At 58.0% G+C, this 12,818-nt stretch carries 15 protein-coding genes; 1 reads left to right on the plus strand and 14 read right to left on the minus strand.

The window, feature by feature from the left end; translation table 11 throughout:
- Positions 1-51: 51 nt before the first annotated feature.
- The 14 genes from ACHQGU_RS07465 to ACHQGU_RS07530 all read right to left on the minus strand — a co-directional run bounded on the left by ACHQGU_RS07465 (position 52) and on the right by ACHQGU_RS07530 (position 11,601).
- The gene (locus ACHQGU_RS07465; RefSeq protein ID WP_395494505.1) at positions 52-1,311 is read right to left on the minus strand and encodes a phage tail tube protein; all 1,260 of its coding nucleotides are present in this window, start codon (positions 1,309-1,311) and stop codon (positions 52-54) included.
- 63 nt (positions 1,312-1,374) lie between these two features.
- Positions 1,375-1,857 carry a hypothetical protein gene (locus tag ACHQGU_RS07470; protein WP_395494506.1) on the minus strand — a complete coding sequence of 161 codons (483 nt, stop codon included), beginning with the start codon at positions 1,855-1,857 and terminating at the stop codon, positions 1,375-1,377.
- On the minus strand, positions 1,854-2,264 hold the full coding sequence (locus ACHQGU_RS07475; RefSeq protein WP_395494507.1) for a hypothetical protein: 411 nt from the start codon (positions 2,262-2,264) through the stop codon (positions 1,854-1,856). Before ACHQGU_RS07475 ends, ACHQGU_RS07470 begins: the two co-directional genes overlap by 4 nt.
- Complete coding sequence (locus tag ACHQGU_RS07480) at positions 2,239-2,586, minus strand: hypothetical protein (RefSeq protein ID WP_395494508.1); 348 nt, start codon at positions 2,584-2,586, stop codon at positions 2,239-2,241. The genes ACHQGU_RS07475 and ACHQGU_RS07480 overlap by 26 nt, the downstream gene beginning before the upstream one ends.
- A 3-nt stretch (positions 2,587-2,589) precedes the next feature.
- Complete coding sequence (locus ACHQGU_RS07485) at positions 2,590-3,222, minus strand: phage head-tail connector protein (RefSeq protein ID WP_395494509.1); 633 nt, start codon at positions 3,220-3,222, stop codon at positions 2,590-2,592.
- Between the two features lie 6 nt (positions 3,223-3,228).
- On the minus strand, positions 3,229-4,485 hold the full coding sequence (locus ACHQGU_RS07490; protein WP_253550797.1) for a phage major capsid protein: 1,257 nt from the start codon (positions 4,483-4,485) through the stop codon (positions 3,229-3,231).
- A gap of 60 nt (positions 4,486-4,545) precedes the next feature.
- Positions 4,546-5,280, minus strand: coding sequence for a head maturation protease, ClpP-related (locus ACHQGU_RS07495; protein WP_253550800.1), 735 nt, complete (start codon positions 5,278-5,280; stop codon positions 4,546-4,548).
- 6 nt (positions 5,281-5,286) lie between these two features.
- Entirely contained in the window at positions 5,287-6,594 is a 1,308-nt protein-coding gene (locus tag ACHQGU_RS07500) for a phage portal protein (RefSeq protein ID WP_395494510.1), read from the minus strand.
- Entirely contained in the window at positions 6,582-8,351 is a 1,770-nt protein-coding gene (locus ACHQGU_RS07505; RefSeq protein WP_395494511.1) for a terminase large subunit, read from the minus strand. The genes ACHQGU_RS07500 and ACHQGU_RS07505 overlap by 13 nt, the downstream gene beginning before the upstream one ends.
- Positions 8,341-8,925 carry a terminase gene (locus ACHQGU_RS07510; RefSeq protein WP_395494512.1) on the minus strand — a complete coding sequence of 195 codons (585 nt, stop codon included), beginning with the start codon at positions 8,923-8,925 and terminating at the stop codon, positions 8,341-8,343. The genes ACHQGU_RS07505 and ACHQGU_RS07510 overlap by 11 nt, the downstream gene beginning before the upstream one ends.
- 243 nt (positions 8,926-9,168) lie before the next feature.
- Positions 9,169-9,495 carry an HNH endonuclease signature motif containing protein gene (locus ACHQGU_RS07515; protein WP_395494513.1) on the minus strand — a complete coding sequence of 109 codons (327 nt, stop codon included), beginning with the start codon at positions 9,493-9,495 and terminating at the stop codon, positions 9,169-9,171.
- Positions 9,492-10,109: a DUF3164 family protein gene (locus ACHQGU_RS07520; protein WP_395494514.1), complete on the minus strand. Its 618-nt coding sequence runs from the start codon at positions 10,107-10,109 to the stop codon at positions 9,492-9,494. Before ACHQGU_RS07520 ends, ACHQGU_RS07515 begins: the two co-directional genes overlap by 4 nt.
- 42 nt (positions 10,110-10,151) lie before the next feature.
- Positions 10,152-11,027: a tyrosine-type recombinase/integrase gene (locus ACHQGU_RS07525; protein WP_395494515.1), complete on the minus strand. Its 876-nt coding sequence runs from the start codon at positions 11,025-11,027 to the stop codon at positions 10,152-10,154.
- 169 nt (positions 11,028-11,196) lie between these two features.
- The gene (locus tag ACHQGU_RS07530; RefSeq protein ID WP_395494516.1) at positions 11,197-11,601 is read right to left on the minus strand and encodes a hypothetical protein; all 405 of its coding nucleotides are present in this window, start codon (positions 11,599-11,601) and stop codon (positions 11,197-11,199) included.
- A gap of 225 nt (positions 11,602-11,826) precedes the next feature.
- Here ACHQGU_RS07530 and ACHQGU_RS07535 point away from each other — a divergent pair, with 225 nt between their 5' ends.
- Entirely contained in the window at positions 11,827-12,714 is an 888-nt protein-coding gene (locus ACHQGU_RS07535; protein WP_395494517.1) for a hypothetical protein, read from the plus strand.
- Positions 12,715-12,818: the final 104 nt, after the last annotated feature.

The following is a 12,818-nucleotide window of genomic DNA, read 5'->3' on the forward strand; positions in this document are numbered from 1 at the left end:
CGTCCCGCTTTTCATCCAATGTTAAGGGACAAAAACAGGCAAAAGCCCTGGTCAGTTTTTGGTTTTGTAAATTGCGAAAGTCCCGCCGCCAGAAATCGGGTTGGCGGTAATGGAAACTGTCGCCACCACAGTCTGGTTTTTTCCAGAAATCGGCGTTTTTGGGTTTCGGATAATACCGTTCAGGACATTGAACTGATAGCCGATCCCGTCAGATCCCTGCACACCGACGGTGACAGGGCCGGTTTTCCCGTTTTTCCAGTCCGTAAACTGCTGATAATCACGGAACAGATAGGTGATTTCCATAGCAGCTTTGAAACTGCCGAAACGAATACCACAAGCCCCAACATGCCCCATGCCAGTATCCTGCCCAGACCCATCACGGGACAGCGTAATCGTGGCAGACTGGATGCAACCCGATGGGGTAGTTCCGAAAATGCTACATCCCAAAAAGCCTGTAACCGTATCGATCAGAGGTGTTGTCGTACGAGGCGTAACGGAAGAGGCAATATCGGTGTCAGATACGATCAGGTCAGACCCAACCAGGTCAAAACTGATTGTCGCAGGCTGCCCCTTCTGTAGCGTGATCTGGGCCTGATTGACCATGGTCCCGGAATACATTTCCAGTTTGGAATTAAGCTTTTTCCGGAACGTGAACGATTTCCCAATTTTCCCATTTTTCAGAAAGGTGCATGAGACGATTGCCCCCGTGCCAAGATTCCCAGACGTGCCACCGGCCTCTCCTGACAATGTCGCAATTTTATCAAGGATTCCATCAAATGTGCCGGGGCTGAAATAAATCACGCCGCCGCTGATTTTGGTGACTGCGTAAGATGCAGAAATCCCAACAGATGGGTCAGAAATAGAGACAATGTCTCCAGAGACGATTTCGCTAAAGACATCAACAATGCCTGTCGAATCTTTAGCTGAAATTGTGTCATTACCTGCCTGAAACTGATCCCGGCTTGCAATTGAGATTGTAACGCTGCTTGTGGCAGCCTGGGAAATAACTGACCAGTCTGCTGTCATGACCCCGGACAAAAAATCATCATATGTGATGGCAGACAGAATTCCGGAAGTATCGCCTTGCGCGGTGCGGCCTATCAGGACAGACTGGGCCATCTCCGGAGTGTCATTGATTTCATCCGGCTGGGTTTCGGTTTCATTGACCGCCAGCGAGAAGCCCGTATAGCGCAGTGCCTGATATGCCCCGGTCGGCGGCTGGTTATAAATGGTTTCCAGCGCGTAATCGACTGCACTGTCATTAGTTTCTGCACCGGCGGCAAAGCCGGTTGTAGCGCCCGTGTAGGCCATTCTCACCCCATAAAAAAAGGCCGCTCAGTGGCGGCCTGTGAAAGACAGATGATGGCTGGCTGATTAGCCGGCCGGGGTAGCAGAGCCGCCGGAGCTGACGGTTGAGGCGCTACCAGAGGTTGTCGCCGCAGCAGATGTCGTGCCGCTGGAGGAGGCCGGTGCGGGCGCTGCTGCCGGTGCGGGCTTTTCACCCTGCGGGATCAGGCCCAGCCGGAAACCGAAGAACCGTTCCAGAGAAAGCGCCATCCCGCTGGCATCAGTGGAATATGAGCCGAACACCTGCCCGCTGGGGGCGAAATTGCCGGTCGGGCCTGCAGGCTGGGAGAGCACATCATAGAGCTTCCCGACTTCATCAGCTGCTGGCGCCTGACTATCCGGGAGGCCAGCGACAGCCTTGTACGGCCAGACGCCTGTGCGGCAGCCTTCCGGAGCGGACTGCTCTGCAATGGCGACGGCCGCAGAGGTGCTGTCTGCCTCAATCTCGGCAGAGCCAAGTTCGTAGGTGCCGGCACCGGGCGCGGTTTCGTAAAGGGGGAAGAATTTCATGTCAGAATATCCTGATACTGATAGTCGATCCCAAGACTGAAGCGTATGCGGTTGCCCGTCTGATTCAGGTCCGGTGGGTCGAAACTGTGTTCATGATAGGCGAGGCCTTCCGGCAGGCCGGTTGCGGCCCTGAAGGCATTGGACATGGCCTTGCGGCTGGTCAGGGCTGGCAGAGAGCCGGTGCCTCTGGGCACCATCAGGTGCAGCCAGATAGTGCCGTCTTCCACATTGACCGGATCACCGGCCCCGGCGCGGTCAGACGTGCCGGACGTGGTTTCCATGACCCAGAATGGCCCGGTGGGCACGTCCGGGTTCTGTGCGGCCTGATCCAGCACCCGCGTCCCGTCCGCCTTTGCAGCGGCTGTGGCGCGAGCCCAGGCATCAGACCAGACTGCCGGTGTCGTCATGGCTTTCGCCTCCTGCTGCAATGAGCGTCCAGCCGCAGAGGGTTGGCCCGTCATAGACCGGCGTCGCGTCTGTCAGCGTGTAGGTTTTGGGACCGTCCTGCACCGTGTCGTCCTTGGCAGGCGTCCCATGGGCCGTCAGAGCGTCCGCCATCACCTGGGCAAGAAAGGCGGCGCTCCCCATGCCATCAATGATCTGGGCAGCCTGTGCCGGAGGCGCATAGGCCTGCATGGTTACGCCTGCGGGTTTGCCGGGGCGCTTAATGACCATGGGGCGGCCTTTGGCGCTGATCTGGCGGCGGCGTGCCTGTGTAATCCATCCCATGACCTACCCCCTGAATGGTGTCAGCATGTCAGCAGCACTTTGCGGCATGCCACCGGTGCCGGATGCTGTGGCCCAGCTGGTTGAGCCCACCCCCTGCACGCTTTCCGATTTCAGGTTTGGATCCCGGTCCCCTGCCGCCCATAGGGCAGATGCTGTCAGGATGACCGCCCGACTGATGACAGGCGGCAGCGTGCCAGTCTGCACCGTGCCGTCTATCATGGACGGCGGCACGTATCCGGCCTGATAGGTCAGGACGTAATGGCCCGGATGCCAGTGATGACGCGCCTCTGGCGGGCAGGAGAGCAGTCCGGCCTTGCGGTCGATAACGAGGCCGGAAATCTGCTCTGCCGTCCAGTCCGCCCCGTTGCGTTTCAGGCTCTGGATTGACAGCAGAGGCCGTGCAGAAAGCACGATCTGCCGCAGGCGGTCCGCCCGTTCGATCTGAATCTCTTCTGTCCAGAGGCCGGAAAGGATGGGCTGACCGATATAGGCCAGCGCCATGCTGGAGGCATCCAGCAGCAGGCGCGTAAGGCGCGCATCACTGCTGTCATCTGTGAGTCCCAGATCCGCCTTGAGGTCCGCCAGCAGCGCCAGCGGGACCGCATCGGCAGGACCATCAAGAGCGAGGCTGATCACGGATTATCAGCCCCCTGTGGGTTCAGCCGGAGCAGCGGCAGACATCACCAGCTTTTTGAGCGGCTGGCCTGCAGTCGGGAGACCACCACCAAACCGCGCATAGCCGAAGTAACCGGTCTGGAGAGCGTCAGCGTAACGCTCATTCAGGCGCACGATGGAGACCGCTTTGGTCGTGCGGAACTTGTAGTTTTTCAGGTTGCCGAACAGGAGCGGCGTTGCACCTGCCGTCGGGTCGGGCATGCTGTCATTCGGCACTACCGGATAACCGCACAGCGTATCCGGAACGCCAGATGTCAGGCTCGGAACCCACAGCGGCCGCCCGATGGTGTCTTTCAGCAGCGCGAACTGCTTCGTGGTTTCGTCGTTGCACATGAATTTCGCGCCCGAACGATAGGCACGGTCCACGCTGTAAATCAGTTCCTGCAGATCATCGTAGCTGATGCCTGCTGCTTTGGAAGTCGGGCCAGCTGCTGCTGCCGTCAGCACGCCCAGCGGCATGCCATCCCCGGTCCCGGTCGTCAGATGATCCGCCAGCGTGCGGCCAAAGCATGTCCCCAGACACGTCCGAATATAACTGTCCAGATCGATGAAGCTATCCTGCATCAGCGTCCAGGGCACCAGGATAGCGTCCGTCGCATACAGGAACACTTTCAGGGTGGAATTCCCGAAGTTCATTCCACTCTGGCCGATCTGGGTATTTTCGCCCACGATCTTGGCGCGACGGGACGTATCATCATTGGTCGGCCAGGGCAGATCTGCACCAGTTCCGGTGGTGATATCGTCAAATTCATCAAGGCCCGTGAAATACGCCTTCAGCGCCACCAGAAGCTGGTCAGAAAAGGCCGGCGGAACGAGGAAGCCACCGCCAGCCGGAGTGCTGGTGCCCATGCTGCCATCGTTTTTGAAGGACTGCTGACTGGCCATGACACGGTTGATGGCCAGCGTGCGGTCCGCACCATGAAGCGCTTCAATGCCACCACGCAACCAGGAAGAGAACACACGCACCTGCTGCTTCTCTTCGCTTTCCTGCTGATCCGGGCTGACGCCGCCGTCTTCTGCGCGGGCTGCGATGCCCTCGGCCAGCGTTTTGGTGGCATTCTCAGACTGCTCGATGCGGGTGATATGCCCCATCATCTGCTCGGCTTCGGCCATCATGGCATCGAACTGGGAGGCCTGCTCGGCTGTCATGGTCTCGCCGTTGGCCAGAGCGCGTGCGTCTTCAATCAGCTTCGCCCGTTTGGCGCGCAGTTCCTTGGATTTCATCAAATTGTCTCCGCTGAGGGAATGAAGGTGAACTGTCCGGAAAATCCGGAGAGTTGGGCGTCAGCTTTCGGCTTCGGCCAGACGGACCATGCGGCGGCGGGCCGCAATGTCCGGCACGGAAAGGGTGTTGGCGGCCGGCTTAGGCTGATGCTCAAAAACACCAGCTTTCAGCGTGGGGGCTGCCTTGTTCTGGCTGGCGGGCAGAATGGTGTCGATAAACCCGGCATCCTTGGCTTCCTGCGCGGTAAACCACGTTTCGGCATCCATCATCTGGGTGATGGCATCGGGTTTCTGTCCGGTTTTGCCCGCGTAGAGGCTGGCAAGCTGCCCATCAATCTTGGTCAGGACTCCCGCCGTATCCGTCATGTCGCCCTTATTTCCGACGACGACGCCCCATGCGTTATGGATCATCAGGAAGGCATTGGGGGCCATGCTGACGGTTGTGCCCGCCAGTGCAATGAACGATGCGGCAGAGGCTGCCAGACCATCCACGATCACATTCACAGGGCCATCGTGGCTTTGCAGGGCGGAATACATGGCCAGACCGTCAAACACATCCCCGCCAGGGCTGTTGATGTGCAGATCCACCGGACCTGTTCCGACAGACAGCAGTGCCTGAGTAAAGTCTTTGGCCGTAACGCCCCACAGGCCGATCTCGTCATAGAGGTAGATCTCCGCAGGCTGGTCTGCTGCGGCACGGGGGCGCGTGCTCAGCTCCTGCGGCAGTCCGGCCTGCGCATGCGCCAGGAGCGCCCGGCTGGAAAACCGGGCGGCTGCCGAATTGTATTTATACATGGTGCCTCAGTTCTTGTTGGGCGCTGGATTAACTTGCTTCACTGCCTGCTGCTCCAGCGGGACGTTCGTGCTGTTGACCAGCACGGTATCCCCACCCGGAACCGGCGGACGGCTGCGTTTGGCCCGGCCCTCATTAATGGTAATCTGCCCGCTGCTGATTTCCTGCGCTGTCACCTGAGCCGCCTTCAGCGGGTCCATGGAAAGCAGGCCCTCACGGTCGAACTCCACAAAGCAGGAGCCGGACGCAAACAGCTTGGCGTTCAGTTCTGCCTCAATCCGCTTCAGATCCGCATCAAGCGTAAAAATCAGGTAGGCCAGCGTGTTTTCAGACAGGCCGGTGCCCCATGAGGTGGTTTTCTCCGTCTGGTTCAGCAGATGAAGCGGGACACCAAAGAAGCGGGAAATATCCGCGACCTGATAGCCCCGCGCCTCAATGGTTTGCAGATCCTGCGGGCTGAGCTGGAAAGGCGTATATTTTGCCCCCTCATCCACAATGACTATGCGGCCCCAGTTGCTCACCCCGGCATAATTCTGCCGCAGCTGCGCCTGCATCCGGCGAAAGGCAGGGTCACTCATCTTGTCCGGCACCTGCATCACCCCGCTGGGGAGTGCTGCGTTCTGGTGCATGCGGCCGGTGCGCTCTTCCATCGTGCTGGCCAGCCCGATAGAGCCACGGGCAAAGGCCTGAATGCGGGACAGCCCCTTGATCCCGTCAAAGCCGGGTCCGGGAATGTGCAGCATCTCGTCCTGAGTGAAGGTCTCCTTCGTGCCATCCAGATGGGTGCAAACATAGAAATTCACACCGCGGATATCGGGCAACCGCACCACCTGCACCTGCCAGGGCTGGAAACATTCAAACCCGACCACCCTGCCCGCACCATCATACCGGATGGCACTGAAATGGTTGCCCGACAGCAACAAATTGATGCCCCACAGTTCCCGCCAGGCGAATGCCGTCAGAGACCGGCCCTGATACGGGATGACGTTCAGCAGAGGGGCAAGCCGGTGGTTTGGCTGCTCAATCCGCTGCCCGTCTTTCTCCCGCTTCCAGATCTTCAGCGGGAGGCCCGCAATCACGCCGGCTTCCAGCGTCACGCACCGATACACGGCGGAGCAGGACATGGCCGTGCGTTCCGTGACACGCGGTGCCCAGTCCTGATGATCCGGCCCCAGCCCGAGAAATTCCGACCAGCTGGGGATCTCGGTCAGCGGTGTCGTCGGGTTTTCCGGATTTCCGGAAGCCTGAAAACTTGGCTCTATGCGTTCCGTGCGCGGGGCCTGCGTGCTGCCGAACAGCCTGTTCAGGACTCCCATAATTCCTCCCGATCATAAATGCTGCGCTTAGGTGGCTCCGGGTTGCGGGCCATGCAGGACACAGCATCAAACAGCGCCATAAGCGGGTCGATTTTCTTCCCGCCTGCCAGCTGTTTGGTGATTTCCACGTTATTGCCCTTCGCCTGGGCTTTTGCGTTGCCAACAGCCCAGGCCATGATGGGCCGCGCCCCGTGCGAGAACGTGCCATCCGCTAGCTTGCGCTCCAGGGTTTTAATGGCCCCGGTCATCTTCCAGCCCTGGCTGACGCCGACGATGCGTTCCTGCTCAATGCCCGCCGCATGCAGAGCAAAGACAATTTCCGCGACCCCGGCCGGGTCCAGACCAACCATGCAGAGCTTGCCCGTCTGGTCGAGCTCTTTCACCAGATCCGCCAACTGTAGGTTGTCGTCCCGCATATCCTTAAGGATGACGAGGTCGCCTTCTTTCTCGAAATCCAGATAGCGCGGGGCCTCTTCTTTCCGGTGCTTCAGCACGTCATGAAACACCCAGCTGCGCTGCCAGTGCAGCCACTCGCCAGTCTCAGCGTCCCGCCCCAACACAGCCAGAGACAGGAAATCGTCCAGACCGCCGCCATCAATGCCGCAGACGATCAGGTCAGAGCGTTTCTTCAGCTCTTCCAGCGTCAGAGACTTGATGCCTCGCCGTTCCCAGTATTTGGCCCCGGCCCATGCTTTTTCCCGCAGGGACAGACCGACCTGAACATTCAGGTGCTTGGCCATCCAGACCCGCAGGACGCCTTCTCCGGCCTCCTTGGCCTGCGCGTATTTGTCACGCAGGAACTCTTCCGAGACTGATACCCCGAGATTGGGGTTAGTCATGTACCAGTTGTCCGGATCATGCTGGCCCTGTTTGTCCAGCACGGACTGGGGAAACTCGTAGATGACCGGCAGGAAGCGGGGTGCGCTGATCTTTCCATCCCGCACCGAGCGGGCATAGTCCAGACGGCTTTTGAACACCCCGGCCGGCTCTTCGTCGGCCTGCGTGCTGAGGTAGATCACGAACCCTTCCGGACGCGAGGCGATGCCACCCGTCGCTTCCATCAGCATGTTTTCCGCTGCGGGCTTTTTCCCGAACTCCCAAAGCTCGTCCACCAGAATGCCGGTGGCTTTCTTGCCGACAACGGAAGATCCGTCAGCCGCTACAACCTTCAGCGTCGCACCGGTCTCCCGGTGCGTGATGATGCGGGTGTAGTCCTGCACATGAAACAGGGCTTCAAGATCCGGATCAGCCCGGATCATGTCACGGGCGGGCTTGAAGGCGTTGTCTGCGGCTTCCTTGGTAGGTGCGAGGATCAGGAACTCAGCAGACTGCCGCCAGTTCAGGATCAGCACCGTCAGCATCACACCGGCGGCAATGGTCGATTTCGTGTTCTTCTTGCTGACCAGCAGGAAGAACTCTGTAATCAGGCGCGTGCCGGTATCCGGGTCATAGGAGCCGAAAATCGCCGCAGCGAAGTCCTTCAGCCAGTCCCGGCAGGACTCCCCAATGGTCGGCTCATGCAGCACATCCACGATTTTGAGCGCATTGAAGACCGCCATGCCCTGCTCTGCCGCCGCAGGAAACAGCGGTTTGCAGGGCACAAGGCTCTCCCCGGCCTTGATGCGTTTTTCCCAGTCTGGGCAGGCTGTGGTCCATGTCAGACCGGCGGCTTTCTCCGCTTTGGCCATCGATATGCGCTTGCGTGGCGCGGGCTTACGACGAGCCCTTACAGGCTTTTTCGGCGCGTCACTTGCCATTACTCACAACCAATTTTGGAGACGGCATGCGCGCAAAACGGCCCGATGCGGCCTTTTCTGCGGCCTCTTTCCGCTCTTCCTTCACGCCTTTTTTGCCAGCCTTCCCCTGCTCCATTTGCTGGATCTGTTTCAGGGTGCGCAGCGTTTCTGCACGATCCTTGGTGCTGATGGCTTTCATCATGGCGTTCCGGCGGCGCTCATTGTTGTCGTCTGCCGTTTCAGCCTCAATCACCTGGGCAATTTCCCCGTGATGGGCCGTCGTATCTTCCAGCTCACCGAGCAGGCGCGATGCCAGTGCGCTCATGCGCTCGTTCAGGAGATGATCGACAGGTTCAGCCGGGTTGGAACGGGGCTTTTCGGCAGGTGGAGCAGTAGTGCGCACGGGATAGTGCGCACTTTGCGTGGAAGTGCGCACTTTTCCCGGTTTGGTGCGCACCCATCCTTCTGCGCTGGCGCGCTTGCGGATGGCACTTTCAGAGACGCCATATTTTTCCGAAAGCTGGCGGTTTGATTGACGCCCAGCGCGAAAGCCAGTCTCGACCGCTGCCCAGTCGATAGCGGATTTTCTGGCCAACAGCCCCTCCCTTTGCGCTCAAAGTGCGCACTTCAAAAACTCAGAAACGGAAAAATTTTCACGCGTGGCACTGGCGCGGTTCAGGTGCCGGATGCCGTCTCAAGATTGACACTCCCCCCTACCCGCTAAGCGCATGCATGGCGGCCATGCATGACGTGCGAGCATATCGAGAAAATGCATATCAATCCCGCACCTCATGATGTGGCTGCATACCTTCACAAAATGGCGGAAAACTGCCGTTTTTCAGTATTCCACCGCGTTCCGCTTCGCCCGCTCCTGCGCCGTCTTGGCCGTGTGGCAGGAGCCGCACAGAAGCTGGATGTTCCGCTTGTCCAGGGGAGCGCCACCATCCTTCAGTTCCACGATATGATCCCCGAACAGGCGCGCGCCGGTGCGTCCGCACCGCTCACAGCAGTTTGGCCGCTCTGCCCTGATCTCTTTCATCAGGGCACGCCATTCAGGGCCGGTATAAAAGCCGTCAGCGCGCTTCGGCGGCTCTTTGGCTATGCTGGTGTCCAGAACGCCCACAAGCGGCTTCAGGCACGTCAGAACGGCTTGTTTGCGGCTCATGTGTCCAGCTTGGCCATATCGAATGACACAAGCTCCCATTTGGCTTCCGCGCCAGAGCGTTTGTGCAGGCGCACATAGTCCTTGGTCACGTCCAGGCGCACGCTGTTGGAAATGGCGGTCATGGCGCGCTGCCACTCTTCGTCATCAATTTCCAGACGGCGCAAGGCGAGGATCTTCGCGGCCTGAAGCTTGCCAGCCTGCCCAACGTCAAACGCATCCAGCACGATGGCTTTCAGGTTGGCGTTGGCACCTTCAGACCACCGCGTCAGCAGGCCATCAATGATGCTCTTTGCCGCCTGAATTTCCGGGCCGAACGAAATGCAGTTGCCGACTGCCACCGTAACGCGCAGCGTGCCGTCATAGCTCGACAACGTGACGTTGCCTTTCTCGCCGCCGATCCTGGTGCCGTACTGGTCGGCAACCAGCTCAAGAAACGCATGAACCTCAGCGAAGCAGAGCGTCTTGAAATCCCGCATGAACTGGCGCACCGGGTCGCCCTGCTGGTGCAGGCGGCGCACAAGGTCATCTTGCAGCTTGTCGGATGGGCGCACATTCGCTTCCGGTACCAACCGCCCGCGACTGTCCATCATGAAACCGTCAGGCACGGTTTGCATCGTCGTTCTCCGTCATTGTCAGGGTTGCCCGCCCTCGTTGCGTCAGGCGAGAAGATCCGCGCCGACCGCATCCGGGTTGGCGTGGCTGTATCGTGTCGTCGTGGCCAGCGAACTGTGACCGAGCTGCGCCTGCACCCAATGGACCGGCTGCCCGGCATCCAGCTGGTGAGACGCAAAAGCGTGGCGGAGCCAGTGCGCTGACGCATCATCAGGCAATCCCGCACGCTTCGCGGCCCGCTTCACCACGCGATGTGCTGCGCGAACGTGAAGCGGACCGCCATCATGGCCGGGGATTACGGGCGCATCTGGCCCGCCATCGACCTTCACGGCCACGATCTCTTTCCACAATGACGCCGAGACCTGGACGTGCCGGGTCTTGCTGCCCTTGCCGAATACCGTTGCAATGCCGCCCGACTGGCGGCGTGTCATGTCGCGCCAGCGCAGGCCGCACGCCTCGGAAAGCCGCAGGCCTGTGCCATACAGAAGCGCCAGCAATGCGTGACGGCGCGGGTCTTTCTCCGCCGAAAGCATGGCCAGCATCTGCTGACGCGAAAGGATGCGTTCGTTCAGACTGTCGCGCCCGCGCTCCAGACGGAACGCGGCACCCGCGTCATGCGGCAGAAAGCCCAGCTTTGCGCCGTGCGTGAGAACGGATTTGACCGCGCTCATTCGCCGCCGTCGCGTGGCGTCTGACGCGCCGCTCATGCTGTCGTGCCACTCCTGAAGGTCGGCAAGCTGCACCTCAGCCATCGGCTTTCCGGTGAAGCGGGCGAACTCCGCAACGTCTGCGCGGTAGGCCCGCGCCGTGTTCTCGCTGCGGTTATGGAGCCACGTTCTGACCAGCATGATATCAGCCGGGCAAAATGCCTCTTCTGGCTTCGCTGGCGCGGTCGATCTGGGCTGATCACCGCTAACCATTTGAAAATCCTACGTTATAGGGTCTTTCTGACCCCTCAAAAAGCGTCAGATAACTCCGGTTATCTGACGGGTTTGATGGGGTGTTTGCAGGTTATCTGACACATTGCCAGATAGGCCGTGTCAGATAATACCGCGTTATCATGTCGCTTTTCAGCGACCGTTTATGCCGTTATTCCGCGTGGGGTGCGCCGCCGATTTTGCGGCCCGTGCTACCGGGGCGATACCCGCGGGCCAGAGCGCAGCGGACCACGCCGGGGCGCAGGCGCTCCAAGTGGCGGGCCGTGTGTTCCGCTGCCAAAGCGGCATCCACCCGGCGCAGACACTCTGCGCTGACTGTTCCGAGAATGCCGCTAAGGCCCCCTGCCCTGACAAGAACCGACGCGCCGCACCGGGCAATGAGGCCACGGACCGCAGAGCAGCCCGCCAACGGCACATCTGCCCGGTGATGCGGCAGGCAAGGCGCTGCCAGCGGCACCACCGCACACAGCACACCGCGAACAGCCACCACAAGAACCGGCCATTTTCCGCGCAGCACAACGGCCCCACGGCAGACGCGCTGCTCATGATGGCTCATGCTTCTTCACTTTTCTGGAAACATAAAAAAAGCCATGGGCCCAGTTTGGACACACGACTTCGAAGATTCTAGCTGTTTAGTGTAAGTTAGGGGTAAGTGTCAAGCTATCACTATCGTGCCAACTATGAATATCAGAGCGATTTTTAATGGTCTGATATTCACCAAAAGAAGTTTAAGTTCAAATTTTTTCAGTTATAATTTAGTTTTTCTTATTGAGATCTGATTATGTGCAAAAGCTCCTTTGACTTGGGTAGTTGTAAAAGAAAGCGTATTCTTGTCGAAAGTTCTCCTGGAGTGTGGAGATATATTGCAAAAATTATTCCATATGGTTTGCCTGATGGTGGGTTTGCGCTAGTACCTAGCTATGAACATAATGAAGTGGGTATCTTTAAGATTCAATTATTAGACACTTTTTCCCACTTAATTGCTCCACCAGACCCTATAGCTACAGATTACCAGAAGGCGAGTAATCGTATTAAAATCTCTTTCCACCATGATGGTGCAACTCAAATTTCTGGAGCTGATACGACAGGCGCCATTATATCAGGCAGACATAAAGAAAGCGGAGAATTCAAAGGCTTAGGGATATTGGGACGCCCTTTCTCAGCTCCAACATTCACTGGAGCTGTATTGGGAATGACCGCATATGGATTATCTTTGTATCCGCGTACAAATATTACCAAAAATACCATTCGATTTTCTCGAGATGACATTGGTCGTAAATGGCAGCTTTCTCGCGGAGCGGTGATTTTAGAAATATATTTAATGCATCGAAAGCAAGAAGTGGAATTTTATAAGGTTGATAATGAAATTAGATGTCACGCTATACGTTGGAACGGCGCCACCGGGTTAAGGGAGAAAATGGATTTAAGGGTATTTAACCTCAGGTCAGAAGAAGTGTATTTAGGCGTTCGATGCTATACAAGAACTACGCCTAAGACAGACGGAAATATCTCTGGATATATGTTATCTACTCAGCGAGATAAAAACACCAACATGGGATTGCTTATTCTTTGCCCTCCCCCTCGTAAGGCACTGAACAGTAGATCCCTTGACAGAGGCTTACTACGTCCAAAAGTATGGATGCCCTTGGGCAGAGATATTGATAAATAATAATTCCTAATCACAAGTGGGAAATTCACTAATTCTATAGAATGATTTCCAACACATTGTGCTTTCCTATTTAATACACGAGAAATCTTGACGCTCTCTCTTTT

Origin of the sequence: Acetobacter sp. KSO5 (genome assembly GCF_044094635.1) — a bacterium.
In the GTDB taxonomy this organism is placed as follows: domain Bacteria; phylum Pseudomonadota; class Alphaproteobacteria; order Acetobacterales; family Acetobacteraceae; genus Acetobacter; species Acetobacter cerevisiae.

Coding starts and splice junctions, on each gene's coding strand:
- ACHQGU_RS07465 (WP_395494505.1), bottom strand. CDS start 1,311: ATGGCCTACACGGGCGCTACAACCGGCTTTGCCGCCGGTGCAGAAACT.
- ACHQGU_RS07470 (WP_395494506.1), bottom strand. CDS start 1,857: ATGAAATTCTTCCCCCTTTACGAAACCGCGCCCGGTGCCGGCACCTAC.
- ACHQGU_RS07475 (WP_395494507.1), bottom strand. CDS start 2,264: ATGACGACACCGGCAGTCTGGTCTGATGCCTGGGCTCGCGCCACAGCC.
- ACHQGU_RS07480 (WP_395494508.1), bottom strand. CDS start 2,586: ATGGGATGGATTACACAGGCACGCCGCCGCCAGATCAGCGCCAAAGGC.
- ACHQGU_RS07490 (WP_253550797.1), bottom strand. CDS start 4,485: ATGAAATCCAAGGAACTGCGCGCCAAACGGGCGAAGCTGATTGAAGAC.
- ACHQGU_RS07495 (WP_253550800.1), bottom strand. CDS start 5,280: ATGTATAAATACAATTCGGCAGCCGCCCGGTTTTCCAGCCGGGCGCTC.
- ACHQGU_RS07500 (WP_395494510.1), bottom strand. CDS start 6,594: ATGGGAGTCCTGAACAGGCTGTTCGGCAGCACGCAGGCCCCGCGCACG.
- ACHQGU_RS07505 (WP_395494511.1), bottom strand. CDS start 8,351: ATGGCAAGTGACGCGCCGAAAAAGCCTGTAAGGGCTCGTCGTAAGCCC.
- ACHQGU_RS07515 (WP_395494513.1), bottom strand. CDS start 9,495: ATGAGCCGCAAACAAGCCGTTCTGACGTGCCTGAAGCCGCTTGTGGGC.
- ACHQGU_RS07520 (WP_395494514.1), bottom strand. CDS start 10,109: ATGCAAACCGTGCCTGACGGTTTCATGATGGACAGTCGCGGGCGGTTG.
- ACHQGU_RS07525 (WP_395494515.1), bottom strand. CDS start 11,027: ATGGTTAGCGGTGATCAGCCCAGATCGACCGCGCCAGCGAAGCCAGAA.
- ACHQGU_RS07530 (WP_395494516.1), bottom strand. CDS start 11,601: ATGAGCCATCATGAGCAGCGCGTCTGCCGTGGGGCCGTTGTGCTGCGC.
- ACHQGU_RS07535 (WP_395494517.1), top strand. CDS start 11,827: ATGTGCAAAAGCTCCTTTGACTTGGGTAGTTGTAAAAGAAAGCGTATT.